Consider the following 26536-nt stretch of genomic DNA (forward strand, 5'->3'; position numbering starts at 1 on the left):
CTGGGCACGCCGCACAAAAAAAAACGGGGCTGTTCAGAAAGCCTGCTTTCCTGGCTTTCTGGACCCCCTTCGTATTATTTGGGGCTGTCCATTACTTCTGGACAGCCCCAATTCGCTCCAGCACGCTGATACGCAATTATATGCGGTTTTTCGCATACATTTCGCATCGGGCACGCGGCGGCCATTGTATGCGGTTTTTCTGTGAACACTGACTGCTCCTCCTTAATAGCTTAAAGCCCTGCATTTGTACGATTTGTCATACAAATTTCGGGCAGTCGTACCTCAATCACATGCATTTGTACGATTTGTCATACAAATCTTAGGTAATTGCCCTTCAATCCCCTGTATTTGTACGACGTTTCATACAAATCTCCGGTATTCGCTCTTCAACCGCATGATTTGTACGAGATATCGTACAAAACGCAGGCAACAAGCGTGCGCAGCCCTCGAACCCCGCCAACCTTGGCTATTTTCATGCTGGAGTTGTGCTGAGAATTCAATGGTATGACGGGCTTTCGCATACCACACACGTCGGCGGCGGCCATTGTATGCGGGTTTTCGCATACATTGCCGCACACAGCTCGCTAAGAGCTTCGCGCAGGTATTCTTAATCCAAATCGTCAGCCAGCCGGATTCCGCTGAACTGCCAGCGCTTATGCGGGTGAAGATAGTGCCGGTAGCTTGGTCTTACATGACCTTCCGGGGTTATGCAAGAACCTCCCCGCAATACCATTCGGTTGCTCGTATATTTGGCGTTAAAGGTGCCCATTTCTCCATGCGTTCCTTTATTGCCGGGATACGGCATATGGGGGCTCATCGTCCATTCCCACACATCACCGTATCCTTGCTGGAGCAGTTCCCCGTGAGTGCTGCAGCAGGGAGCCGGGTGGTAGAGACGGGAATCGGCAAAATTGCCTTTTGTCTCCTGATTGGCAAAAGCCAGCTCCCATTCCGCCTCGGTCGGCAGCCTCTTGCCGGCCCAGCGGGCATAAGCGGCCGCCTCATAGTAGCTGACGTGACAAACAGGCTCATTCAAATCAATTTCCCGCATACCGCTTAATGTAAAATAGCACCATTTTCCATCCTTCTTTTCCCAGTAAAGCGGCGCCTCCCATTTTTCCTTCCTCACCCACTCCCAGCCCTCATCCAGCCAAAAACGGGCCTGCGAGTATCCCCCGTCCTCTATAAACTGCAAATATTCACCGTTCGTAACCGGCTGCGAGGCCAGACGATAAGCGTTCATCCATACTTTATGGCGGGGAGTTTCATTGTCGAAGCAAAATTGCATGCCCTCATATCCGATCTCCGCCGGGCCTTCTTCGAATTTATGCCAAGTCAAGTAAGGCAGGGCATGCGGTCCGCTTTCTTTTCGCGGCTGATATACGGGCCTCATCGGATCAACGGAAAAGTTGTATTTGATATCCGCAAGCAGTCGCTCCTGATGACGTTCCTCATGATGAATACCCAGCTCCATAAACGGCTTGATCCATTCGATCAGTCCATCATTAGCCTCTTCTAGCAGCTGCATAATATGCTTGTTCACATAAGCCCGGTAGCGCTTGATCTCTTTAACCGTCGGCCTGGCAAAAAGCGGCGGCAGCTGATCTGTCCTCGAAACAAGAGCCGAGCAAGAGCGGAACAAGGCTTCATAATCCCGGTGAAACGGGCGATATCCGGGAGCATAGCGTTTCAGAACAAAGGATTCGAAAAACCACGTGGTATGAGCCAAATGCCACTTGGGAGGACAAACATCCTTCATGGCCTGAATGACGTAATCTTCAATTTCAAGCGGGGCAACCAACTGCTCCGTTGCCTCACGGACCAGGGCAAAACGGTTCTGCATCCACCTCTTGGGCCATTCTGCGGAATCGCTGCCTTGCGCAATCTCCATGTTGCTACCTCCTGTCTTTGCTATAAGCGGATAGGAACCGCCGAACCGCTTTTTTCTCGCTTTTTACACTATTGTGCCGCACCAGGCGTTCAAGCCGGGCGATATGGTAAGCATAATCATACATTGCAGCAGCAATTAGGATCCGGCCGGTGAACTGCTGATCCTCAGGGTCCCATGAACCTGGCAGGATCCACTCTTTCTCTGTATTGCTGCTGTTCTTGCTATCAATCGCCAATCCCGCAAATCGGAGCAAAGCCCATTCATGCTGCTTAACCAACCGTTCCAATTGACTTTCCAGACGATTATCCGGACAGTCACGGTGTAGGATCGAGCTTTCATGACGCCGAATGACCTCCAGCAAAGCGAGCCCCTTACGGAGCGTCTCCAGCATTTCCTTATAGACGACCAGAAGCCGAACCCTGCTCAGTTTGCCTCTGTTCAGCTTTTGTCTCTCTTCCTCGAAAATCGTATATTTGTCTTCCAGCTTATGCAGCGACCTTTTAAGTTCTTCCTGCTGCTTACGAAAAACAGGCTCTTTCATCATGTCTGTAAGCGAGGCGCGCATAAGGAGGGAAAATTTATTAAACACATCGTTAACCTGCTTAAGGAATCTTTTCTCATGCTGCGGCGGGAAAAAAGCAATGTTCACCAGAAAGGCGGAGCCAATCCCCAGAAGGATAACCAAAAGCCTATTCAAGGCGAACGTCCAGTGCACTGCAGCATCCCCTGCCACATCCATTACCGCTATTACGGTAACTAAGGTCAATCCGATGGTAGATTCCATTTTCAGCTTGATACAAATCATAATGACTACAATACAAACCATACCAATCGCGATTGGTTCGTTATTGAACACCATTCCGGCCATTAAAGCCAGACTGGCGCCAAGCAGGTTAGTTTGCAGCTGATCCCGAATATGCCGCCAGGATCGGTATATAGACGGCTGCATCGTAAAAATCGCTGCGACTGCTGCAATAATTGCTGGAGTCCATTCCAGCAAAGCACATAAGTATAAGGCAAGCGTAACCGCTACACCTGTTTTTAGCACTCTGGCACCTAGCTCCATCTACGACTAACCCTCCTACTCCCATATTACACGCTTTGCCGTTCACATTGCAAAACAGTGCCCAAACCCGGCACCCACAGTTCTCTGCTGCCATTTCCGTACTTATGCTGAGGACGCACACGAAACAGCGCAGCCGACAGTCGGCTGCGCCAGTTGAAACATCCTTATAAACAGATGGTGGATAAGTTAAATCCGGCTGGTGGATGCATTAAATCTTGATGGTCGATAAGTTAAAACTGGATGGTGATTCGTTAATCTTCAGATTTATCCTCGGCCTTTTCTTGAATAGGATCAGCAACCAGTCCCTCTTCATTAAGCTGCTGATTGGTTTTCATGCTGTCCATAGATCTGCCCAGCTTCTTCATTTCTACAAAATCGGGTGCCATAGAACCGTTAGTGACTTCATCAATTCTTTTCTTAGTCCCGTACTGCATGTCCCTTTCATAACGGGCAACCGTCTTCAAGTCTTCATTTTTATATAATTTGCTCATAATATCAGCCTCCTCCATCGTACAGTCCAGCTTTTGGCGTGTTTAATCTTCTTACCCAGCTTCAAGGCTATTTAATCAAATTTTCAGTTAGCGCTCCCAATCCTTCAGAAAAAATCCGACGCCAATACGATACCCGAATGTATAAAATTTGAAATGGTTAAGCACTCTAAGTAGTACATCCTCAATGACCAGCTCTATTGTGGTCAAATTTCGAAACTGAAGGCGGAGGGGTAAGTATGAAGGGATTAAACCTGCTGGCCTGGACTCTATTGATAATAGGCGGATTAAACTGGTTGTTAGTGGGCCTGTTTCAATGGGATTTGGTTGGAGGCATCTTCGGTGGGATGGATACCGTAATGTCGCGAATCATCTATGTCCTAGTGGGATTGGCAGCTATTTACTGCATCGGCCTCTATAATCGCATTGCGGACGAGCAGCGCCAGTCAGCACGCTAACAACGGAGTCTAAAGCTGGACAATGGCAGCAGCCAAAGAAGGGGCTGTCCATCAGTCAGTGTAAACTGACTGATGGACGGCCCCATTTCACTTCTGATTGCGCTGCGGAGGCAATTGTATGCGTTTTTTTGCATATCATTCGCATCCGCGCCCCGCTCGGCGGCAAACGTATGCGGTTTTTCTGTGAAAATAACCCCCCTCGTCTACTCACCGCATGATGAGCAATCTCGGGTAATCGTACCTCGATAACATGATTTGGAGCTTGTACGAAATTGCGTCTGAAACATTGACTGCAGTTGACTGCAGCTCCTTCGTAGCTTAAAGCCCGTGCATTTGTACGATTTGTCATACAAATCTCGGGCAATCGCCCTTCAATCCCAGGCATTTGTACGATTTGTCATACAAATCTTGGGTAATTGCCCTTCAATCCCCTGTATTTGTACGACGTTTCATACAAATCCCCTGTAATCGCACTTCAACACCATGAATTTGTACGACATTTCATATAAAACGCAGGCAACAAGCCCGAACATCCCGCGAATCCCGCGAGCTCGCGAGCCTCAACGAATCCCGCCAACCTTGGCTATTTTCATGCTGGAGTTGTGCCTGAGAATTCAATGCCATGACTGTTTTTGCATACATTTCGCATTCAATTTCGCATACAACTTCACATACATTTCGTATCGGGGCCGCTGCCACGAGGCCGCTGCCTTTGCCCGCTGCTTATTCTAACTATCGGACTGCACGGCCACTTTTCGCACAGTCCCTTCTTTCACAGTCCCTTCTTTTTTGCAGCGTTCCGGGATTATCCTTCGTCCAATACTTCAACCGAACCACGGCTTTGCCGGAGAATCCTCACGATATCCTTATATTCCTCTTCCTTCACCTCTGCGGAAAGGACATAGTTAAAGTCCTCGACAGACATTTCTTCAACTTCTTCCTCATCATAAATCTCATGGGGATCCCGCTCGTCTTCCAGCATGTTGTAAGCTGCTACAGCACCGATCCCTCTTTCGCCTGCAACACCGGCTCCCATTCCTGTGGGGGAAGAATAGCCGGACGTGGTGCCTGCAGCATAAGGGAAAAGCAGAATACCCCGTGTGTCCAGCGTGCCGTCAAGCTCTCCGACTTCCAAATTTTTGGTTTCAAAGGTCATCAGTTTAATTCTTGCACTTTCCGCATCATCTTCCGTTTTAAAGTATGCCTGGATAATTTTGCTCATTATAGTTCCCCTCTCTGTAAGGATTAATGACCAAAGTTCTTACTATTGTGTTACCCAAAAAGAGGATCGCGTAATCATCAGCAGGCGAACTTACGGTCAATCGCGAGGCTGGATTATTCTGACGATGACATACGGGAAGAACGGAATAAAGCGGATTCCCGCCACTTGCGGTACCAGGAATATCCAAGAAGCCCAAGCATAAGAGCAAGCTCCAGCATAAACACCGCCCCGTCCCAAAAGACAGCACTCTGCCATGGCGCTGCCAACTTGGGCAGACTCAAATAGACAGCATGAACGGTCTGCGGGAGCAAATACCCGATAAACAGCAGGAAGCTGACCAGAAGACCGCTCAAGTAAAACAAGGCATAACGCCGTACAGCTGGTTCTTCTCCATGAAAAATCACTTCGTCCTTAGACGGAGCGAAGGGCAAGTAACGGCTAAGCCAAGCCTTGCTGCTCTCCATCAGATTGTAAACCCCGGTGGCATTTTCAATTACGTAGTACAAATCCGTTTTCATAAAAAACAATAATTGATATCCTAAATTAATAAGCACACACAGTCCAACCAATGCCCCGACATGGTCAACCCAAGGCAGTGCCTGTCCCCATAGCAGCCGGGCCGCTGTAGCAGCAAACAGCAGCACAATATCGAAGCACATCCCCCCCAGATACGGGATATAACGCTGCTTGGCCGGCAGTCTCCACACCCCGCTCATTTCGGTCTCGAACACGACGAGAAACAAGCGGTGTCCGATACCCAGGCGGGAGGTCACTCCGCGGGAGCGAACAGCCAGGAAATGGCCGGATTCATGAATGAGCACGATAAGGAGTGAAAGAACGAGCCACATGATGGAATTGGCCACCATCCATTCACTTACGAACAGATCCGTATAATGGGGAAACAGCCACGGCCTGGCTATCCACAGAGCGAATGTGGCTAGCATCATGGCTCCATAACCGGCAAGCGCCAGCGGGCTGAAGAGGAGCCGGGCCAGAAAGCCTGTGAAGGGTGAGGGCTCCTGGGCTTGCGAGGGTCCCCGCGCTTCACTTGTCCGCCGCAAAGCGCTTCCGTTTATAGCTGTCACAAGCTCCAGCTCAATAAGCTGCCTGGCAAAGGACAGCATATCCACCTCTTCTTCCGGGTAAAGCTGCTGCAGCTGACTCTCCACTTCCTGCAGGGTTAAGCCCTTCTCCAGCAAGCGAATGGCCTCAATACAGAGGAAGGGCATTTCATAAAATTCTCCCGATACGGTATCCTCAACGATATAATGCTTTCTTTTCTCATGCAGCTTCAAGCTGCTTAAGGTTAGTTTGCTGCTCGAGCTTAACTCCATGATTGACCTCCCCCATCCGCCGGACTTTTGAACAAAAGCGCCTGAATAATTGTCGCTTAAAGCCAAGATAAAAAAAGGATGCTACCAACCATTAGCATCCTTTTTTTACCTCTACATTATCATTATCTCTTCCAGGCACACCACCAGCAAGTCAATTTAATTTTGCTCAATTTACGAATTTTCATCTCTATCACCTCCCTCCCAGGGTTTCCCCAAAGATAAAGAGAACTATGTAAATCGGTTATTTCTTGCGGTGCGCAGGACTATCTGCGTAGTATTGAGCAACCCAGAGAGGGAAAACTTCCGTAAAAACCTTGACCATCTCCGGATCAAACTGAGTTCCGCTCTCTTTAACTATTCTTTTGTAAGCGACATCCAATGACATTGCGGGCCGGTAGGACCGGTCTGTAGTCATCGCATCGAAGGCATCTGCAATCGCGGTGATTCTTGCCAATAGCGGGATTTGCTCTCCGCTCAGCCCCTCGGGATAGCCCTTGCCGTCCCAGCGCTCATGGTGATAGCGGATCACATCGATACTGTCGCCCAAGCCTTCAATATGCTGTACGGCATCGGCCCCCAAAGTGGGATGCTGTTTTATAATTCCGTATTCCTCGTGAGTCAGGCTGGATGATTTGGTCAATATGCTGTCAGAGATGTGAACCTTGCCAATATCATGCAGCAGACAGGCGTAATAGTAGCTCTTTAATTCTTCTTCACCGAAAAGATTAAGCTTCCGCGCAAAAATTACCGCATAATTGGCGACCCGCTCGCTATGTCCTCTGGTATAAGGATCCTTCAGCTCCAGCGCTGCAATGATACCGATTACAATGCCCTCCAGTTGGCTGCTAAGCGATTGCCGGATTGCCCCAAGATAGGTCTGAAAGCGGTGCAGCAGTAAAAAGGAAACTACCGAAAGACAAGCAACAATCAGAATAGGCAGAAGCACCTCGGGATTTTGAATCACAAGTCCAACGATTAAGTACTTCAAAAGAGTACCGATGGAGACAAGCCAGCAAAACGTTTTGTTAATGAAAATTGCAGAAAAAATGACCAGAAACAGCTCGAAGATATTACCGCTGCTGTATTCACTGCCATCGGCATAGATGATAATTTCACCAATAGTGTTCGTAAAGGTATATACAATAAAATATATGTATTTAATCAGATCGGGACGATTGATTTTGAATAACCGCCAGGCTACAAACAATAACAGAAACCGTATGACATATTCACCAAAGCTTACACTGTTGTTCTCAAACCCATACCGGGTATCTGTGATAAAAAGCGGAAGGAAGTAGTAATACACCAAATCGTAAGTTACATTGATAGCATAAAATAAGATCAAAAAAAGCTTGGCGGCTTGACGCTCCTGATTAAGCAATGCACTGCCGAGAAATCCCTTTTGCATATGTATATACCTCTTTAGGCCTAGAAGTAGAAAAGATTAGCTTCTGCACATTGTTCAATATTCGGCATAAGAATTGCTTTTTCCTTCCGTATTTTTCTAATAAAACTATCATCTTTGCTAAATATTTTTGAAATACGATGGATTTTGTCGGAATAGGGGGAAAAACAACCGAGGCAATGGAAAAGGACCCGCCCGTAATCTCTGGAAGCGAGTCCTTCATGCTGTATTTAACGTCCTGTCACGTCTAGACTAAAGAAGCTTCATCTTGTCGAGCCAGAATGGCTCTGGCTTTTTCTACATCATTTTTGTGAACCATTACCCGGTACTGAGCTGTTCCCGGGTATTCCCCTCCCGGAGCCATGCCAACCGCAGCACCTTGTGTATCCATGGATTTAAGCTTACAGCGTACACCTTCATCCTTCAACAAATTGTATTTATATTGTGCTGCCTCTGCCTGAGGACCTGTTCCTACAAACAAGGTGGTCCAGGACTGTTGAATCCTCCAAATAACCAGACCAACGACTGCAACAGCAAGTAAAATCCACACCCAAGCCATAGTTACACCGCCTTTTATAAGGTTAGTTTAAAAAGCCCTCCCGTTAAGCCCGGGAGCCTTTTCCTCTCAGAACCTTAACTCGTCTGGATAGCGCACATTCCAGTACTGCAGGTTCTTGTTACGGTCATCAGCTTTAGCTTCGATAAGTGGAGTTAAAGGTTCTCGAGTAAGATTACCCCCGCAGACCTTGGCTGAAACACGTTGGCAGAGAAATAATAGCAGGCATTCGAACGATTTTTATAAATTCCGTTGCCAGTACCCGATCATGGAAAAATAAACGGCCTCCCTCCCCCGTTTTGTTTGTCTATTTTAACCTCGCCAACCAAGCAAACATCGCCTGGCAGACCCACGTTATATTATTCATATGCTTTGGCGTCTAATCTAATAACCGGTGTCCGCCTTGACGAACGGATTCGGCCATTCCATAATAGCGGCGTAATTAAGCGATTCCGCATCCTCCAAATATTCGGCTGCTACTCCAACAGGCTGTCTCCCGCAGCGCAGCAGAAACGTAATGACCGGGTCCTGTATGCTTCCCGTGATCACTTCGTTCAAATATTGCTCAGCACTCATCTGGCTAGCCATTTTGTGGTACCCGGACATTCGCCCGCCGCCTACTAGGCGCTGCAGCTGCTGATGAATAACCAGTTCATACATCGATTGCATCAAGGACTTCCCAAGCCCCAGCTTTCTTCTGGACGGTCTTACGCTGATATCTACGACGTACAGGCTGTTGCCTGCAAAATCGTGATTGCGAATATAGCCGTTGTCCGTCACTTCCGCCCACGTATGCTGCCAATGATCGCGATCGAAGTTCACCTTCAAGGCAGTCATGGAGCCAACCAGTTCCCCCTCGACTTCCGCACAAAGCGCCCCTTCGGGAAATCGGGTCACGTGCTCGGTCAGCTGCTCTTCATTCCACCACAGCTCCGAAGGAAACGGCGGGGGAAAGCACTCCCGCTGAATATCGATTAGTTGGGCAAAATCTTCCTTCCCATAGTTACGGATAGTCACTTTTACGGGTCTCTTCCCCCTGCCCTCATAGGCAAAAAAGCTTTTGCAATATCGATCCATGATACTCTCACTCCCCTTCCATAGTCACACCGGAGCAGTCTCTTCCCAAGTATAGCAAAACGGGACGCCGCAGCGTATGGATGTTTTTCTTTTGTTCCGCGACAGCTTCTGGTAAAGTAAAATAGACGCTCTATCGATTACTGAAACGTTTTGGAGGAACTTTGATTATGAACAATCCTGTAAGCTTGCACTTTAATCTGGCCATTGAGCATATAAACCGGGGGGCACTAGGTGCCGCGTCCAATCTCTTTTACCGGACCATGCTGCTTGATTCCAATCACTACAAGTCATGGGTAAGCTTAATATTTTGCCTCGGGATTATGAAGGATACCCCTGCCCAGCAGGTCCTTCTAGCCCGCTATGCATTGCGGCCGCTGCCCTATGTGAAAGACTTGATCGGCTCAGCTTTGAAGGCCTACCGCTACCAGCCTCATGCCTTGGCGGAATGGTTGAAAATCTACTCGGAGAAGCCGGAGTGTGACAATAAAGAAGCGCTTGAGACCATCATCGCCGACATTGAGCAGATGCTGGCGCGCAACGAAGAGCAAAATTCCCAGGAGAAAAAACCTCCGATTCTCTCTATTGAAGAGATTTCCAAGAAAAAAATTTACCTGGATTGGATAGCCGAGAAGAAATCGGAAGAGATTTTCAACCTGGTGGAGCCTATGCTGGAGCGCCCGGAACAGATGCTCGCGGGCCTGCAAATTCTTACGTTTTTTCCCGGACTTCGGGGAGAGAAAATGCTTAGAAGAGTGTGTCGTAATGAGGAGGCCAGCAACAAGGCCAAAACGCGTGCACTGATCAATCTGCACTGGCATGGCGTTAAAGGAAATGCGAAAATGACCAAATTCGGCGATTCCTTCGTCGTGAATTTAGAAAAGCCAGAGCCCAGGCTTGAAGCCGTACTGCCCAAAGGATTCCAGGCACTCATAGATTGGGTTGTAGTATGGCTTGCTAAGGAACAGGGGATTGCCACGGAAGAGGATTTGCAAGCAGCAACCGCAGGCTCCGCAGCGATATCCGCTTCACTCCGGCAGCAGATTGATGCCACCCTGCCGCCGGTCATTCAAGCTTCCGCAGAGTCAATCTTAAGAGAAACCTATCTGCATTACTATCCCCGCATCCCTCCTATCGTTAATGAAATCGAGGAGTGGGGGGCAGCGATCCTGCATATTCTTGAGGCGTTTTCACGCAATTGGGGACAGCCGTGGAAATATCAGGTGCCTGAGCTGAACAACAGTGCTACCGTCAAACGCGAATGGCTGTTGAAATCTCTGGAAGTCAAAAAGCAAGAGCCTGCAGGACAAGCCGCTCAGCAAAGCGGAGAGCCTCACGTTTCCGGGGATGAAGCTAACGAACAGCCAAATGAAGCGGAGGCCAGCGATGCTATTCATTCCGCTGGAGAGCAGGAAGCCGATTCATCCGAACGGTAATTTTTATAAAGCATTTCACCTAGAGCCTTTAAGCTTCGCCGCCGGCTAATTCATCGTTTCCAGATGACAGCCGGTTCGCGAAGTTTTTTTGTCTGCACGTTTAGGATAAGTTCTATGAGAGTTTTACCAGCAAGATCTGCAGGCCGAACGCTTAAAGGGGAAAATTACCTTGCGAGGAATCGATTTCAATTTGCGCAAAAAAGTGAAATAAGATAGACTATGGAGAAACAGAACATACGTTCTTTTCGATTCGTCATTATTTCACTACTGTACTGGAGGGGACATTTATGTCCAGCCGTATTCAATACGAACCTATGTCAGCCAAGCAAATTCTTAATCCGGTAAGCGCTGCCTCCATGCCTTTTTCCTGGTCCATTAATCCATATCGCGGCTGCCAGCACGGCTGCAGCTTCTGCTATGCCCGCAGCACCCACAGCTTTCTAGGCGTTCAAGCAGATGATTCTTTTCAGAACCATATCTTCGTCAAGGAAAACGCTGCTGAAGTGTTGGAGAAGCAGCTAGCCGCCCACGCCCGCTCACGCAAAGGCCTAAAAGGGCTAGGTAGTATAGCCATCGGCACCGCCACTGATCCTTATCAGCCGGTAGAGGCCAAAGCGAAGCTGACCCGGCAAATGCTGGAGCTATTGGCCCAGTACCGGGTTTCGGCATCGATTACAACCCGCTCTCCGCTCATTCTCCGGGATTTGGACATCCTCAGGCGCATTCCGGGACTGACTGTCAATATAAGCATCAACACTTTAAACACGAAGGTATGGAAGCAGACGGAGCCGGCTACCCCGTTCCCAATTAAACGGCTGGAGACAGTCAGGGAGCTTGTCGGTAACGGAATCGACGCGGGCATTTTCGCTGCGCCTCTGCTTCCGTATTTGACCGATTCAGAAGAGGAATTGGAACGCTTGCTGTCCACAGCCGCCCGTTACCGCCCCCAGTTCGTGGTGCCATCTTTTTTACGCTTAAGCACATCCGAAGTAAAAAGCTGGTTCTTCCTTATGCTGGAGGAACACTTTCCTGAATTGCTGCAGCGGTACGCTAAGCTCTACGCACGAAGCGGAACTGCTGAGCATAGCTATCGCGATCAGGCGATGAGACGGGTGCAGCGGCTCATGCAGCGCTACGGGCTAACGGCCCGGTTCCGCCGTGAACCGGAAGCCGGCTCCGCGGAGGATGGCGCCGGTGCGAAAGCCGCTGAGACCCGGACTGAGCCGGTCCAGCTCAGCTTTCCGATATAAGACCGCTCCCAGGCTGTACGCCCTGCGCGATCGCTAATTCCTCGCCGGCTTCTTCCGGAAGCGCCCAATCAACAGGGCTCATTCCGCATTGCTCGAGGAATGCATTGGCCCGTGAGAACGGTCTGCTCCCGAGGAAGCCACGATGCGCGGAGAACGGGCTCGGGTGGGGGGAGCGGATGATGCCGTGCTGCTTAGCCGTTATCCGGGCTGCTTTTTCCTGGGCATATTTGCCCCAAAGGATGAAGACCATCGGCTGCTCCCGCTCATTCAACACCTCAATGACCCGGTCGGTAAACACCTCCCACCCCATACCTTGGTGTGAGTTTGCTTCTCCCCGGCGCACCGTAAGCACTGAATTAAGCAGCAGCACCCCTTGCCCGGCCCATTGGCCGAGATAACCGTGCCGGGGAATCGGGCAGCCCAGATCGTCATGAAGCTCTTTCATGATATTCTGCAGAGACGGTGGCGGCTTAATGCCCGGCCTCACCGAAAAGCTTAATCCGTGGGCCTGACCCGGGCCATGATAGGGGTCCTGGCCGAGCACAACCACCTTCACCTTGTGATAGGGAGTTAAATGCAAAGCCGAATAGATATGATGCATATCGGGATAGACCACCCGGCTGCTGTATTCCTGTTTCAAAAATTGACGCAGAGACTGGTAATAGGGCTTCGTAAATTCATCATTTAATAGCGGAGCCCAATCATTCGTTAAAATAGCCATGCTTCATCATCCTTATTATTAATGCAGTTAGCTTTTTACTAGAATTGTAACATAGTGGGCGGCAGAGGTCTTCCCTATAGAGGACACTTTCCCCTTTGAGCTATGGAATACTTCTACCTGGCAGGGGAGTTATTTTCACAGAATGCTCGGCGTAAAGTGGAGGTAGAAAGCGTGTCCGGTCACCTCAAGGGCAATCGGTCGTTCCGACGGTTCTCCTTACGGGGACTGGACAAGGTTCACGTTGACAAGGTTTTCGTTGAGTTTGGGATTGTGGCATTGGCCCACAGCCTACTGAAAATAGCAGGCATCCGCCTCGCTACTATCTTACAGTAACAACATGACAAAAAAAGCTGGACGGAAAACATTATGTTTTTTCCGCCCAACCTTTTATTTTGGTGAACTTATGGAACAGCCCTATTCGATATGGATGCTGCCATTATAAATTGGTCTGGTTAATCGCTTAGAGCAGTTCTTTCCGCAATTGCTCAGGGGATTTCGGAGACAGGTAGCCGAATGGAACATCGAATACCGTCTTGGCACCGGCTTGTCCTTCCTGAGCGAATTTATGGACGGCTCTCGCATAGGCTACCAGCACGCTGGCTGTGAACTCCGGATTGCTGTCCAGCTTCAGGCCAAATTCGATAATTTGCGTATGCTTGCCCCCGCCTGTTTTGCCGGAACGAAGCACCAGTCCTCCATGAGGCATAGCAGAATGCTCCTCTTTTAATTGTTCGGCAGAAATAAAATGAACGATGGTTTCATAATCGGAGAAATAATTAGGCATCGTTTTGATCTCTTGCTCAATACGCTGCAGATCAGCACCTTCCTCAGGAACGACGTAACACTCGCGAATATGCTTGTCCTTTGTTTCCAAAGTCGGGTTAAGTCCCGCCCGCACCTTATTCACAGCCTCATCGCTCGGAATCGTATACTGGACTCCGCCGGCGACGCCAGCGACTCTGCGGATTGCATCAGAGTGGCCCTGGCTGACTCCTTTGCCCCAGAAAGTATACTCCAGCCCTTCAGGCAGCACAGCCTCCGCCAACATCCGGTTCAGGGAGAAGAGACCCGGATCCCAGCCGGTAGAAATCACGCTAACCGTCCCGGCTTGCTTTGCGGCCTGATCAACTTTGTCGAAGTATTCCGGAATCCGCGCGTGAGTGTCATAGCTGTCCACTGTGTTAAACATGGCAGCAAACTGCGGGCCCTGCTCAGGCAGATCGGTTGCGGAGCCTCCGCACAAAATCATCACGTTGATCTCATCACGATAGTCTTCTGCTTTCGAGATATGAACCATTTTAGGATGGCCGCCCGCTTCTTTGGGCTCCCTTCTGGTAAAAATCGCGGTCAATTCCATATCCGGATTCTGTTCAAGAGCCAATTCTACTCCCCGTCCCAGGTTCCCATAGCCTACAATACCTACTTTAATTTTAGAAGTCATCTCTATTGCTCCCTCTCCACATAAGAATTGATTGGATTAGCTCATAAAGAATATTATAGCAGGAAAGCTAATTAGATAACATGCGTTGTTAGAGAAATTGAGCTGGTAAGCTTTGCTTCCTCTGGATGAACAGATCCTATAAAAGCTGCAAAGATTTTTTCTTTTCGTCTGATAGCTGTTAATCTAGTCAAGCATTTAAGAGTTTAACGATTAGGATAAAGTTCCTGACAATATGAAACGGGTCTTTCACGGGCAGAGCGACAACTTTGTTTAGCGGTTCACCGCTCCGGTCCCGGATTTGAATCCATTCGCGAATGCTTTCATCGCGGTTAGGGAACGTTCTAAAGCAGTATTCTTCGAACAGCCCATACCATTCCATGAATCTTTCCTCGCCGGTCAGCTCATAAAAAAGCAGCAAGCTATACAGCGCTTCGGAGTGCGGCCACCACAGCTTCAAATCCCAAGTTTCCACAATCAGCTTCTCATAAGCATCTCCGCTTTTTTCACCGCTAGGCTGCCCGCCCTCAAGATCAACAAACCGCAGCAGCCCCCCGTATTCCTTATCCCAGCCAAGCTCTACTGCTTTAAAGGCAACCTGCGACAGCTTTTGGATTATCTGTTCTTGCTGCTGTTCCTCCCAATGCTCTAGGCTGTGAAGCTGGAACCACAAGGATTCGAGAGTATGCCCTGGATTAACGTGTCGGCCGAGCAAGGTTTGCTGTTGTTCGGAAGCAGCCGCCGTTTTGAGCTCAATGATCCTTCCATCTACGGTTGTATGCTCATAAAGAATCCGTTCCAGCAGCGCTTTTACATCATATCCGGCGACAGCCGCATAATCCGAAGCAAACTGCTTCGCCGCTGCCTCCAATTCCTGTGCCACATTAAGCTGAATCATCGATAAGGAGTGGGAAGCGAAGCCTTCCGGAATCGGATAGGGCTCTGTCCTGAAATTCCCGGACGAAATCCGCCGCTTAATCGTTTCATAAACATCTTTGGCTAATTCAAAAGCTTCCGGCTTCCCGAAAACACCGGCATACTTGTTAACCCCAAGAACCAGAAAATAATCGGCATAGACACTTATGTCTTCCTGTCCTTCTATAGGCCGCCCCTCTCTGGTAAGCGCATATAAAGCATGGAGATCTTCCGTTAATGTATAAGTTTTCAAGTATTGATAAGTCTGATCGGCAATTTCTCGCAGCCGGGCGGCATCCAATTTCACGATCCCTGAATCAGCCAAAACGTACAGCTCGCTAACCATCCATAGAAAGCGGCCCTGTGACCAAGTGTATTTGGTCGTACTGACCAGCTCTGATCCCTCATTGTTAAAGCAAGTATATACCCCGCCGTATTCTTCATCCAATGCCTTCTCCCAGAAAGGCCAGAAATTCGCTTCCAATTCATGTGCATAGAAGGCGGCAAGCTTATCTTTATTCATCGCGCTACACTCCTCGTTTCTCCTCGTTTATAATACGCTTGCTTTTACTCCCAACCTTTCATTAATAACTTTCGTAATGATGTATTACGGCATGGGCCGCACCTAGAGATTGGGAAAAGGGTTTATCGTTAAACCATAGTGCGGTTCTGGAATAAAGCAAGGTCAAAGCATTTTCGCTTAAATGTCTTTTTACGGCATCCTGAAAAGCGGAATATACATTATATGGACTGTCAATAACAATTTTATCAGGGTTTAGCAGATGGATGACATTAACCAGGGAAATACCGAGATACGTTCCATATACAGCCATCTCCACTTCCATTCGCTGTTTAAGTTCTTTTTCGGATAGCGGCTGGCCATCAGTTATTTTCAACCAAGAGTTATAAGTTTTCAGACCAATCATTCGCTCCAAGCAGCCCTGCTGTCCGCAGCTGCACACAGGGCCGCGGGCATCTACCGATATATGGCCAATCTCCGCTGCAGCTCTGCCTGTCTCCCACCATTGGGCGCGTTCACCCAAGTAAGCGCCCCCGATCCCTTCGCCTACGCGAATATAAAAAAGACTGCCTCTCTTCCCATCTGCTAGCTCAAGCGAGCACAGTGAAGCCATGTTTACGTTATTCTGAATAATGATCGGGAGATCTATCGATTCACGCAACAGTTCATAGAGCTTTACATTGTACCATTTCAAATTTGTCGATTCACTGACGATCCCTTTGAAAGGATCGACAACTCCGGGCACACCGACACCTATTCCCAAAATCGCATCATACCGTGTTTTTAAATCATTCATCTTCTCTACTATAATGGCAGACACTTCCCTGCCGCTTTTCCACGGATTCGTGAGCGTGCCTTCCTCTAATATGTTTAGGAAATAGTCGGTAACCATATACTCGATTTTATTATGGTACAAGGTGAATCCAACCGCTTGAAACGCTTGTTGATTCATTTCTATCAGAATGGTAGGCCGCCCTGCCCTTCCCGGATCCTCTACCCCGACTTCCTTTATTACCCCTTCTTTAATAAAGTGATCGACAATAAGCGACACTGTATTTCGGCTAACCCCCATCTTCTTGACCAGATCTTTTCTAGAAGTGCGCTTTAGCCGCCGAAGCAAAGCCAGCAGCTTCTTCTGATTTTGTTCTCTTAAAATGCGTGGGCCTTTCACCGACACTTGTCCTCACCACCTAAATCAACCAATTCCCACAAACTTCTTTCCCTTAGTTAATGATACCTCATTTCCCTTATTAAAGTTTTAGCAAAAAAAACCGCGAGGGATCTGGAGATGCTCCCCCCGCGGTTTGTCATCCATTCCCGAATCATGTACAGCTTGAAGGGAAGGATGAAATTGTTAATTAGAGCCAGCCGCAGGCTCTTCCTTCTTGCTAACGGCTTCAAGCATATCTAAAATTTCCGGCTTCACTTCTTTATCTCTGGACAATAATCCGGCTCCGATGTAAATGATCGCAGAAGTGAAGACAGGAGCTCCGACTTCAGCAGCCAAAGGAACATCGATGAAATACTTCGTTATCACAAACATTGCAAGTCCTGCGATGAGCGAGGAAATAGCAGCTTTGGAGCCACTATGCTTGAATGCTGGAATTAATCCCAGCAGCATCGGAATCGCAATCGGACCAACGAGGGCACCGAACCAGGAAATTAAGAGCCCCAATACACCGCCAAAGTTTTCCGAGAATATCCCGATTACCAAAGTGATCGCTGTAAAAATGAAGGTCGTAATACGTGCGACGTTCAACGATTTGCGCTGCCCCATGTCTTTAAATTTCTTAAAGCAAATCGGTAAAATATCCCTGGTAATGACCGCTGAAATGGTGTTCGCATCCGAAGACGTCATCGACATCGTTGCAGCAAACAACGAAGCCAAGACCAGCCCTATCAGACCCGCTGGCAATAATTCTTGAGTCAGAAGCGCATACGACTGGGTTGGGTCTTCCAAATTAGGCAGAATCAGTGGTGACGCCCACATCGGATAAAACATAATTAAAGGCCAGATCAAGTAAAGGACGGCTGACAAAATGCCCGCTTTTCTGGCATCCCCGCCGGAAGGTGACGAAATGTAACGGGTAGCCAGGTTCCAGGTTCCCCCGTTATAGCTGAGGAACACGATGAATACATAAACTAAAACATAGGTTAATGTATACGGATCGTTAAAGAACTGACTGTTCTGCTCGGGCAATTGGTCCCATATTCCCATAAAACCTTCAAACCCGCCGCCAAAGCGGTTCAAAACGATAAAGAACATTACAAATCCGGCAATAATGGTTACGGCAAATTGAGCCACGTCTGTCCAGATGTCAGCCCACAGCCCGCCGATCGTAATGTACACCAGCGAAATAATACCGGAGATTAGAATACCGTAAATAATAGGAATTCCGGTAAACACATTAAGCAATATCCCGATTGCCGCCCATTTAGCCCCTACATCAAGCAGCTTAAGCAGCACTCCGCTCCATGCGATCAGCTGCTGGGTCGGGACATTATATCGCATGGCCAAATATTCAGTAGGCGATTCAATTTTAAGCTTGGTGCGCAATCTGGACCAGCGAGGCGCCATAATAAACGCACCTGCCAGGACCGCAATGAAAATAGGCAGTGCCCACCATACATATAAGCTAAATCCGTGGGTGTAAGCAAGACCGGCATAAGCAACAAAGACAGCGCCGCTGTATCCGGATACATGGTGGGAAACCCCGGATAGCCACCAAGGCAGCTTGCCTCCTGCCACATAGAAGTCATCGGAGCCCTGTACCTTTTTGTACGAGGCAAAGCCGATAACGACCATTAGAACAAAAAAACAAGCAATAGTAACCCAATCTAATGTGTTCATTTTTAATTCCTCCTGCTCTTAGTTGACATCACGTGTAAGTAACCGCTTTCTTTGTATGCAAAAAAAATAGATCCGCTGCCTCCTTCAATTATTCATATTATATGATTAATTTAAAAAACCACATATTTTTCGTTCACGCAATTGGCAAAATCTAATTATAGACAAAAATTAGACCGCGTATGCAGAAGTTTGGGTAAAAAGAATGGACTTCAGCACTGCACAGGTATCAGTACCGAAATCCGCTTCATTCTTTTATTCTATATTGTTTCATTCCGTATTATTCTTACCAACTCCATCCGAGTCCTTCAATTGCTCCAGCTCGATGGTGATCCTTTCTATCATCTGGACAAATGACGCCAATTCCTGGGAGCTCGTAGATTGGTTTTTGGCATACAGGGAAGTCTGTTCCGACTCCTGCTCTACTTGCTGCAGAGATGCGCGTATCGAGCTGAGCTTCTCCTGCACCTGATCAAGCGATTCCTTAGAGCGGGCGGCAAGCTTACGCACCTCATTGGCTACGACTTCAAATCCCCTGCCTTCCTCTCCTGCTCTGGCTGCTTCAATAGCCGCATTCAGGCCAAGCAGATGGGTTTGATCTGAGATCTCCTGCATCATCTCCCCCATCATATGTATATCTTGAATTTCATGATTCAAGCTTTCTAGCAATTGATTCGCTTTTTCCTGTGAGTCTACCGTATTATTAGCCATCTCCGCGACAGATTGACTGCTGCTGCTTAGTTCGACCATCATGGCGACTAGGTCCTGCACAGAGGAGCTTATTCCTTGAAGCAGCTTCTCCTGCCCCTCGGCTAGCTCTTCCACTCTTGCTTTTTCGGAAATCTGGTACGCCTCCAGTACGAGCTGCGAATCCAGGTTAAACATTTTGGTCAATACATGAATAACTGGCACCCACTCATTAGGGAGCACTTTCTTGAAATGAGCAGCGGCTATGTCCAGATACAGAGCATAGGTCCCCAGATACCAGTCACTGGTTAAGCCGATTCGGGAATGAACCTGACCGATATGAAGCCTTTTCTCGATAAACTCTTCATCGATAACTCCGGAAGCAAGTGTCAGGAAATACCACCGCTGAGTTTCCTTCAGCCTGTCCACATTACTATGCCGATCAATAATATCCTTTAATTGCGGCTGTCTTAATATTTTATCATAGAGCTCATCCACGAGCTGATCGACAATGCGTTTGAACTGTTCTTCCTTGCTCTGCAGCAAAGCCAAGTCTTCCTCTGTAATTCCAATATAATCAAGCTGACTCCTGCGCTCATCCGTTAGCTGTATCATTTAAGTTCCCCTTCCCACCCCGTGCTAGTAGATCATCTATTAATATATCGGAGTTTACCACGTTAATTTTTATGATTTTGTGATATTTGTCACAGTTATTTTTGTTCTGCTTTATTCATTTATCAGCTTCATCAGACCCTGCAAATGCTGCAAAGTGACAAATGGGCTGGAATATTGCCGGGATCGATCTATCATGCTCTGAAAAAGATGGAAAAAGAACATTTAGTAGAGCTGGATTCTGTGGAGCAAACCGGCCATAGCTCCAAGGCGATCTATCGAATTACCCCACAGGGCGAGGAAGAGTTGAAAAAACTGGTTTTGGAGTCGCTAAGCTCTTCTTCTATGGCCTTCCCTGCCGTTCTATATTCAGGACTGTCTTTTCTGGAGCAGATACCGACTGATGAGGCCATAGCTGCCCTGGAAAAGCAATTAGCAGAAGTGAAGCGTGAATATGCTGAATTGATGGACGGAGAACGGCAAAAGACCGCAGCCGTCGGCGAGCTTCCCATGCACGTGCGGCTCTCCTTTGACAATATGTACGATCAGTTTGAGCTCCACCTAAGCTTTTTAAACAAGTTGAAAGCGGCATTATCTGAACAGCAAGCTACGCAAAGAGCCTGGGAAGTAAGTGACAATCATTCGCCGGAGAAGGAGGATTCCTGATGAACAAAGCTCTGTTGACCGAAACCTTGTTGGAAGCGGAAGGGCTGATTAAGCGCTATGGAAAACGCACGGCAGTCAACGGTATCGGACTGGAAATTAGGAGAGGGGAAGTCATAGCGGTCATTGGACCGAATGGGGCAGGAAAATCCACTACTCTGGATATGCTATTGGGTCTAAAGCAGCCGGACGAAGGGCGCATTGCCTACTGGTGCAAAGACTATCGCAGCCAGGTAGGGGTGCAGCTGCAGAACACCCCCTTCTTTCCCGGGCTTACGGTCACGGGCAACCTGAAGCTTTTCGCAGCCTTTTACCGGCGGCGGGCTTTTGCGAGAGCAGAGCGAGAAGCTGCTGTGCTGGGCCGGTTGGCAGGAAGCAGCACAGATTGAGGCTGCACGTTTGTCCGGAGGCCAGCAAAAGCGTCTCGCCATCGCACTCGCAATGGTCCATGAGCCTAAGCTGCTTTTTCTCGATGAGCCCACGGCAGCTTTGGACCCGCGAGCAAGAAGGGAAATCCATGCATTGATTCGCCAATTGTCCAGTCAAGGCACAGCTGTTGCGTTTACTTCTCATGACATGGAAGAGGTTGGGCGGCTGGCAGACCGGATTGTGTTAATTCATCAAGGAGTCCTTGTTGCGGAAGGCTCCCCGGAGGAGCTTTGCCGCCGCTATCAATTCGATTCGCTCGAAGACCTGTATATGGCAAAAACAGAGGAGGCTGCCATATGACAAGAACTATATTTGCAGCTATGCTAAGCTCTGCGCTGAAGGATAAAATCACGCTGTTCTATTCCCTCATTTTCCCGCTAGTCCTTTTTATCGGTCTAGGCATATATTTGGATACACCGGAGTATCAGGAAAGGCAGCCTTCACCCTCCTTATAGTTGCACTGGCGGTCGCCACCTTTCGCTGGGACAGCAAGGAAGCACCTCTCCCTTGCAAAAAGGGCTGTCCGAAAAGCGGCCGTTCAGCCCGATAGCTAGAATAAGCAAACCCCAAGCAGCCAACCCGAGGCCAGCGGCCCCGAGGCGAATTGTTTGCGAAAGTTTATGTGTAATTGTTTGCGAAAACAGTCATGCCATTGAATTCTCAGGAACAACTCCAGTATGAAAATAGCCAAGGTTGGCGGGGTTCGTGGGCTGCGCGGGCTTGTTGCCTGCGTTTTGTACGATATGTCGTACAAATGCATCCGGTTGAAGTGCGATTAGCGGAGATTTGTATGAAATGTCGTACAAATACGGGGATTGAGGTGCGATTACCCAAGGTTTGTATGACAAATCGTACAAATGCAGGGGATTGAAGGGCGATTGCCCGAGATTTGTATGACGTATCGTACAAATGCACGGGCTTTAAGCTACGAAGGAGCTGCAGTCAACTGCAGTCAATGTTTCAGACGCAATTTCGTACAAGCTCCAAATCATGTTATCGAGATACGATTACCCGAGATTGCTAATCATGCGGTGAGTATACGCGGGGGGTTATTTTCACAGAAAAACCGCATACAATCGCCGCTGCAGCGGGGCCCAAGGCGAATTCTTTTCCTATTCTTTTCCTATTCTTTGTCTATTCTTTGTCTATCTTAGGCATCCATATCCGTACGGACCTCCTGCATAAAATCGCGGGCAATCTTTTCCCCCTCCGCTGCGGAAGGCAAATTGCTGATCAGGCAGGAGCCTGTTGTGTACACATGAATAAGACTGCGCTTCTTCTTGAGCAGCACTCCTTCGCTTTGCGTCAGCTCCAGGCCGATCCCGTGGCTGCGGCAGTATTGCACAAACTGCTTTACCTGATCCCGCATCTCATCGGCGGGCTCGGCTCGCAGCGTATAGCTGTCGGTTTCCGAGCAATAACGCACGACGTGAACCTCTTTCAGCAGCTCGTTTCCAGTCTGTTCCGTTGCGGGGAAAGCTTCGGAAAATGCCAAGTCCATGGCAGCCTGGCGGGGATTATCCGCTTCATAGATCGAGCGGCCAATAATCCCGTAATCGGCACCAGCCTGTACCGCCGTCTCCAGCGTCCCTCCTTGGGCGCCAATTCCGCAGGCGATGATGGTCATATCCGGGCCGACCGTGTCCCGCAGCACTTGAATCCGGTCCGGTCGCGTCCCCGGAGCTTGAATGCCGAAGCAGTCAAGATAGGCAGCCATGCGGGCAAAGGGCTCCGAGAAGGAGCGGGTAAACTCCAGACCGCCGGGATGCGTCAGCTCGGTTACGACGAAGATGCCCATCTCTTCCTTGGCGACTTCTTGGATTTCCATGATGGCATCAGCGCCAATAAAACCATGGACCATAAGAGCATCCACACCGGCATCCTTCGCCATCCGCGCTATGCGGTTATTGGTCACCGGGGCATCGGCCACCTTAAAATCCGCGATCAACGGCAAGCCGTACTCCGTTTTAAGCTCGGAGATAAAGCCCAGCCCTTCAGTGAGTACAAGCGGATAGTTAATTTTGATGGCGTCCACAATATCGGCGCATTGCTCCATAACCCGATGGCTGCTTCGTTTATCCGGTGTATCCAAGGCGAGAATAATGCGTGACTTAGGTGGGTTAAGAAACGATTTGCCCATGGCGACTCCTTCTTTCCCTGATATTGTTGCAATTCCAAATCCAATCCTGCAAAAAGCAAACAATTCGTGCATGCTTCAAAGTCGCTTATTCCACATTAATGTTAAAAAAAACGATCCGCATGTTGAGTAAAACGATCCGCAGCTCCTGCGGCATTTTTTCACTTCTTCGACTAAACGACAACGCCGCCTATCAAGTCCCGGACACTCGTAATGCCATACTGACGCATGTAGGCTTGAATTTCATCCAATATATCTGTCAGTGCCGTCGGTTTGATGAAGCTGGCAGTGCCCACTTGAACGGCTGTAGCCCCGGCCAGCATCATCTCGATGACATCTTCTCCGTTCATCACGCCTCCACAGCCAATAATCGGCAGCTTCGTCACCTGGCTTACTTGGTAGATCATTCTCACAATGATCGGCTTTACCGCCGGGCCCGATAAGCCGCCCATGACATTGCCGATTTTCGGACGGCGGGTATGCACGTCAATCGCCATCGCGAGAACGGTATTAGCCACATTCAGTGCGTCTGCTCCCCCCTGCTCCGCGGCAAGAGCAATCTCCTGAATGCTCGTCACGTTGGGAGACAGCTTGACAATGATCGGCTGGCTTGTGGCCTGCTTCACTTGGCCTACCAGCTGGCAGGTGATCTCCGGATCCAATCCGAAGGCTTGGCCGTTGCCTTTCAAGTTAGGGCAGGAAATATTCAGCTCCAGGCCGGACACACCCGCCCTACTGCCGATCACCGCCGCCATCTCAGCAAACTCCTCTACCGAATCTGCCGATATGCTGGCAATAAGCGGCACATCATACTGCCGGTAATATGGAATCGTATGCTGCAAATAATAATCAATGCCTTTGCTCTGAATGCCAATCGAGTTGATCATACCTGCAGAGGTTTCGCACACTCTCGGTGTAGCGTTCCCTTTGCGCGGATGCTTAGTTATGCTTTTGGGCACAACAGCACCCAGGCGGTTAAAGTCAACTATAGTATCCATATCCTCGCCAAAGGCTCCGGAAGCCGGCATAATCGGATTGGACAGCGTTAAGGAGCCAATCCGTACCTCCATATCCAATGCGGGCAATGGAGATTCCTGCTGATGTCGTTTCGCATTCATGCCAGCACCACCTTATCGAGCGGAAAGACCGGGCCTTCCCTGCATACCCTGACAGTCCGGGTCTCCCCTTGATCCAGCACATCACATACACACGCAAAGCAGACGCCCATGGCGCAGCCCATGTGCTCTTCCAACGCGATTTGCGCCGGAATGCCTTTTTCCATTGAAATCTCCTGCATCAGCCTGGACAATCTTTTGGAGCCACAGGTGAAAGCCGCCTTAATCTCATGCTCTTGAAAAATATTATTCATCAGCAGCCGCACATCATCCACACTGCTGTTTCCGTCTTCCTCGGTAACTTTATATACCTTTGCTCCAAAGCCTTGAAGCAGCTCAGCAGCCAGGAGATCATTCCTTGACCTGGCGCTCAAGATTGCGACGCTGCGCACATTGTTGGCGGCAGCCTCCTGCGCTAGCGCCGCCAAGGTGGCGATTCCCACACCCCGGGCCAGAAGAAGAATCGTATCCCAGCCAGGCTCCAAGGAAAATCCGGTACCAAGAGGGCCCAGGAGATCAATCTTCTCCCCTGCCTTCATTGCCGTCATTCTTTGTGTGCCTAAGCCTTTGACGAGATAGAGGAACTCCAGCGTCTTCCGGTCCGGGTTGATCCGGTAAATGCTGAAGGGACGCCGTAAAAAAGGATGGAGCTGATCGCCGCAGCGGACATTAAAAAACTGTCCCGGCCGGACCTCGGTATTCAAGGCAGAGGCGTCTACGACCATATGCCAATAGCGGTCGCTGACTTGCTCGTTAGATAGTATCGTTGCCATAATCGCTTTCATGAAATCCTCTCCCATCTTTGCGGACACTGCTGTTCGGAACCGCAGGGCACAGCCCATTCAATCAAGGCTTCTTCCAGCAGCTGCGTTCCTTTGGCAATATGCTCTATGGAGGTATATTCTTCCGGATGATGACTCAGTCCGTTAGTGGAGGGAATAAAAATAAGACCGGTCGGGCAGAAGTCTGCCATGTTCATCGCATCATGCCCGGCACCGCTGTTCATATATAAATAGGATAACTCCAGCCGCCTGCAGTGATCAGCCAGCGAAGCCGCAGTTTCTTCGGCAAGAAGTACTGGCATTTCCTCGCTAATCACCCTGGAAGCAATCTCAAGCCCCCTTCTGTCCCTGATGCTGCCAAACAAAGCAGACAACTGCTGTACTACGGCCCGCTTGGATTCTATTACGGTCCCCCGTATATCTATCAGGAGCTGAACCGATTCGGGCACCACATTCATCGCCCCGGGCGACACCTCGCATACGCCAACAGTAGCCACCGTTCCCCTGTCAGCTTCAGACAAAGCAGCTCGCTCGACTCCCGCAATAATTTCAGCAGCCCCGAGCAATGCGTCCTTGCGCAGCATCATAGGCGTTGTGCCGGAGTGCGAAGCTTTGCCCTGGACAGTCACTTCCAGACGGGTTGGTGCAGAGATGGCGATAGCGATCCCGATGTCCTTCTGTTTATTTTCCAGTAAAGGGCCTTGCTCGATGTGGAGCTCGAAGAACGCTTTCAGCTCCTCCGGCTGTCGGCGTGCAGATTCCACCTTCTCCATGGATAAAGAACAGGTCTCCAGCGCTTCCCTGAAGGAAATCCCGTTTTTATCCTTCCAGCCTTCCGCCTCCGCCTTTACCCATTTTCCTGTCATCGCCTTGCTGCCAATCGTAGATACGCCGAATCTTGCCGATTCCTCACAAGCAAACGAAATAATTTCCAGCGGATGCCTCGTTACTACCTGCCGATCATTAAGGCTGCGAACCACTTCCAGAGCGGCAACCACACCTACAGTACCGTCATAGCGCCCTCCTTGCTGGACCGTATCCAAGTGGGACCCGCATGCCACGGCTGGCAGCTCCGGCTCCGCCCCTTGCCGTCGGGCGATAACATTGCCGCAGGCATCGATTCTCACATTCATTCCTTCTTGCTTGCATAGCTCTATGAAATAACGGTTCGCCTCCGCATGCTCGGGTGTATAGGCAAGCCGGGTTATGCCCTTGCCGGAAGCAGCACCGATTTGGTTAAATTGCTCTAATGTTTTTTCTAAACGGATCTTATTCATGGTTCTCACTCCATCCAAAACCTTACCTGTGTTTCTATTATACTTGGCTTGCGAAACAAGATCGTTGGCTTGTAGGACAAAAAAACCTTTGATTTATTGGCTCATAAGACAAAATAGAATCGGACTTGTTTACAAAACTCACCTACGAGACAAATCCGGGACGTGAGTTAAAGCTTCCGGAAAAGAAATCACCATCTACAAAAGATCTTTTC

25 protein-coding genes and 1 pseudogene are annotated in these 26536 nt (G+C 49.1%); 8 read left to right on the forward strand and 18 right to left on the reverse strand.

The features are described 5' to 3' along the window. Positions 1-607 precede the first annotated feature (607 nt). The 3 genes from egtB to PSHG_RS27355 form a co-directional block, all read right to left on the reverse strand. Complete coding sequence (gene egtB / locus PSHG_RS11370) at positions 608-1891, reverse strand: ergothioneine biosynthesis protein EgtB (protein WP_010272817.1); 1284 nt, start codon at positions 1889-1891, stop codon at positions 608-610. 4 nt (positions 1892-1895) lie between these two features. Next, positions 1896-2957 carry an FUSC family protein gene (locus PSHG_RS27350; protein ID WP_010272818.1) on the reverse strand — a complete coding sequence of 354 codons (1062 nt, stop codon included), beginning with the start codon at positions 2955-2957 and terminating at the stop codon, positions 1896-1898. 251 nt (positions 2958-3208) lie between these two features. Next, positions 3209-3448, reverse strand: a complete 240-nt coding sequence (locus PSHG_RS27355; protein WP_010272819.1) for a hypothetical protein — start codon at positions 3446-3448, stop codon at positions 3209-3211. A 236-nt stretch (positions 3449-3684) separates the two neighbouring features. Between PSHG_RS27355 and PSHG_RS11385 the strand changes: the two genes are divergently transcribed. Then, on the forward strand, positions 3685-3903 hold the full coding sequence (locus PSHG_RS11385) for a DUF378 domain-containing protein (RefSeq protein WP_010272820.1): 219 nt from the start codon (positions 3685-3687) through the stop codon (positions 3901-3903). Positions 3904-4708: 805 nt separating this feature from the next. On the opposite strand, the gene PSHG_RS11390 is transcribed toward PSHG_RS11385, so the two are convergent. From PSHG_RS11390 to PSHG_RS11410, 5 genes are all read right to left on the reverse strand, one after another. Beyond that, a complete protein-coding gene (locus PSHG_RS11390) occupies positions 4709-5125 on the reverse strand; it encodes a hypothetical protein (RefSeq protein ID WP_010272821.1) in 417 nt (138 codons plus the stop codon). 113 nt (positions 5126-5238) lie between these two features. Continuing rightward, entirely contained in the window at positions 5239-6459 is a 1221-nt protein-coding gene (locus PSHG_RS27360) for a hypothetical protein (protein WP_010272822.1), read from the reverse strand. A 241-nt stretch (positions 6460-6700) separates the two neighbouring features. Beyond that, complete coding sequence (locus PSHG_RS11400) at positions 6701-7867, reverse strand: HD-GYP domain-containing protein (RefSeq protein WP_010272823.1); 1167 nt, start codon at positions 7865-7867, stop codon at positions 6701-6703. Between the two features lie 244 nt (positions 7868-8111). Beyond that, positions 8112-8423, reverse strand: a complete 312-nt coding sequence (locus PSHG_RS11405; protein WP_010272824.1) for a putative signal transducing protein — start codon at positions 8421-8423, stop codon at positions 8112-8114. A 381-nt stretch (positions 8424-8804) separates the two neighbouring features. Then, the gene (locus tag PSHG_RS11410; RefSeq protein ID WP_010272826.1) at positions 8805-9497 is read right to left on the reverse strand and encodes a GNAT family N-acetyltransferase; all 693 of its coding nucleotides are present in this window, start codon (positions 9495-9497) and stop codon (positions 8805-8807) included. Between the two features lie 167 nt (positions 9498-9664). Here PSHG_RS11410 and PSHG_RS11415 point away from each other — a divergent pair, with 167 nt between their 5' ends. Both PSHG_RS11415 and PSHG_RS11420 read left to right on the forward strand, forming a co-directional pair. Beyond that, positions 9665-10930 carry a hypothetical protein gene (locus PSHG_RS11415; RefSeq protein WP_010272828.1) on the forward strand — a complete coding sequence of 422 codons (1266 nt, stop codon included), beginning with the start codon at positions 9665-9667 and terminating at the stop codon, positions 10928-10930. A 287-nt stretch (positions 10931-11217) separates the two neighbouring features. Continuing rightward, positions 11218-12180: an SPL family radical SAM protein gene (locus tag PSHG_RS11420; RefSeq protein ID WP_010272830.1), complete on the forward strand. Its 963-nt coding sequence runs from the start codon at positions 11218-11220 to the stop codon at positions 12178-12180. On the opposite strand, the gene PSHG_RS11425 is transcribed toward PSHG_RS11420, so the two are convergent. Next, complete coding sequence (locus tag PSHG_RS11425) at positions 12164-12901, reverse strand: uracil-DNA glycosylase (protein ID WP_010272832.1); 738 nt, start codon at positions 12899-12901, stop codon at positions 12164-12166. The genes PSHG_RS11420 and PSHG_RS11425 overlap by 17 nt on opposite strands. Positions 12902-13018: 117 nt before the next feature. Here PSHG_RS11425 and PSHG_RS31470 point away from each other — a divergent pair. Continuing rightward, positions 13019-13198 (forward strand): annotated as a pseudogene (locus tag PSHG_RS31470) (transposase); the annotation flags it as partial. Positions 13199-13361: 163 nt separating this feature from the next. Here PSHG_RS31470 and PSHG_RS11435 read toward each other — a convergent pair. The 5 genes from PSHG_RS11435 to PSHG_RS31860 all read right to left on the reverse strand — a co-directional run bounded on the left by PSHG_RS11435 (position 13362) and on the right by PSHG_RS31860 (position 19924). Beyond that, positions 13362-14342: a diaminopimelate dehydrogenase gene (locus PSHG_RS11435; RefSeq protein ID WP_010272835.1), complete on the reverse strand. Its 981-nt coding sequence runs from the start codon at positions 14340-14342 to the stop codon at positions 13362-13364. Between the two features lie 187 nt (positions 14343-14529). Then, positions 14530-15777: an AGE family epimerase/isomerase gene (locus PSHG_RS11440; protein WP_010272836.1), complete on the reverse strand. Its 1248-nt coding sequence runs from the start codon at positions 15775-15777 to the stop codon at positions 14530-14532. Positions 15778-15838: 61 nt separating this feature from the next. Further along, positions 15839-16951, reverse strand: a complete 1113-nt coding sequence (locus PSHG_RS11445) for an ROK family transcriptional regulator (protein ID WP_010272837.1) — start codon at positions 16949-16951, stop codon at positions 15839-15841. Positions 16952-17128: 177 nt separating this feature from the next. Continuing rightward, entirely contained in the window at positions 17129-18625 is a 1497-nt protein-coding gene (locus PSHG_RS11450; protein ID WP_010272838.1) for a sodium:solute symporter family protein, read from the reverse strand. A gap of 267 nt (positions 18626-18892) precedes the next feature. Beyond that, positions 18893-19924: a protoglobin domain-containing protein gene (locus tag PSHG_RS31860; protein WP_010272839.1), complete on the reverse strand. Its 1032-nt coding sequence runs from the start codon at positions 19922-19924 to the stop codon at positions 18893-18895. Positions 19925-20041: 117 nt separating this feature from the next. Between PSHG_RS31860 and PSHG_RS27365 the strand changes: the two genes are divergently transcribed. From PSHG_RS27365 to PSHG_RS30540, 4 genes are read left to right on the forward strand one after another with little or no spacing between them, the layout of a single operon-like run. Then, entirely contained in the window at positions 20042-20587 is a 546-nt protein-coding gene (locus PSHG_RS27365) for a PadR family transcriptional regulator (RefSeq protein ID WP_262362333.1), read from the forward strand. Beyond that, complete coding sequence (locus tag PSHG_RS30530; RefSeq protein ID WP_157213449.1) at positions 20587-20973, forward strand: ATP-binding cassette domain-containing protein; 387 nt, start codon at positions 20587-20589, stop codon at positions 20971-20973. Before PSHG_RS27365 ends, PSHG_RS30530 begins: the two co-directional genes overlap by 1 nt. Continuing rightward, positions 20912-21313 (forward strand): ATP-binding cassette domain-containing protein, encoded by a 402-nt coding sequence (locus PSHG_RS30535; RefSeq protein WP_157213450.1) that lies wholly within the window; start codon positions 20912-20914, stop codon positions 21311-21313. Before PSHG_RS30530 ends, PSHG_RS30535 begins: the two co-directional genes overlap by 62 nt. Beyond that, positions 21310-21468, forward strand: a complete 159-nt coding sequence (locus PSHG_RS30540) for a hypothetical protein (RefSeq protein WP_010272842.1) — start codon at positions 21310-21312, stop codon at positions 21466-21468. Before PSHG_RS30535 ends, PSHG_RS30540 begins: the two co-directional genes overlap by 4 nt. Positions 21469-22163: 695 nt before the next feature. On the opposite strand, the gene pyrF is transcribed toward PSHG_RS30540, so the two are convergent. The 4 genes from pyrF to PSHG_RS11490 form a co-directional block, all read right to left on the reverse strand. Next, entirely contained in the window at positions 22164-23153 is a 990-nt protein-coding gene (gene pyrF, locus PSHG_RS11475) for an orotidine-5'-phosphate decarboxylase (RefSeq protein ID WP_010272843.1), read from the reverse strand. A gap of 170 nt (positions 23154-23323) precedes the next feature. Continuing rightward, positions 23324-24268 (reverse strand): dihydroorotate dehydrogenase, encoded by a 945-nt coding sequence (locus tag PSHG_RS11480; RefSeq protein WP_010272844.1) that lies wholly within the window; start codon positions 24266-24268, stop codon positions 23324-23326. Next, positions 24265-25050 carry a dihydroorotate dehydrogenase electron transfer subunit gene (locus tag PSHG_RS11485; RefSeq protein ID WP_010272845.1) on the reverse strand — a complete coding sequence of 262 codons (786 nt, stop codon included), beginning with the start codon at positions 25048-25050 and terminating at the stop codon, positions 24265-24267. The genes PSHG_RS11480 and PSHG_RS11485 overlap by 4 nt, the downstream gene beginning before the upstream one ends. Continuing rightward, entirely contained in the window at positions 25047-26324 is a 1278-nt protein-coding gene (locus PSHG_RS11490; RefSeq protein ID WP_010272846.1) for a Zn-dependent hydrolase, read from the reverse strand. The genes PSHG_RS11485 and PSHG_RS11490 overlap by 4 nt, the downstream gene beginning before the upstream one ends. Between the last annotated feature and the right edge of the window lie 212 nt (positions 26325-26536).

The organism is Paenibacillus senegalensis JC66, from assembly GCF_000285515.1.
GTDB classification, from domain to species: domain Bacteria; phylum Bacillota; class Bacilli; order Paenibacillales; family NBRC-103111; genus Paenibacillus_L; species Paenibacillus_L senegalensis.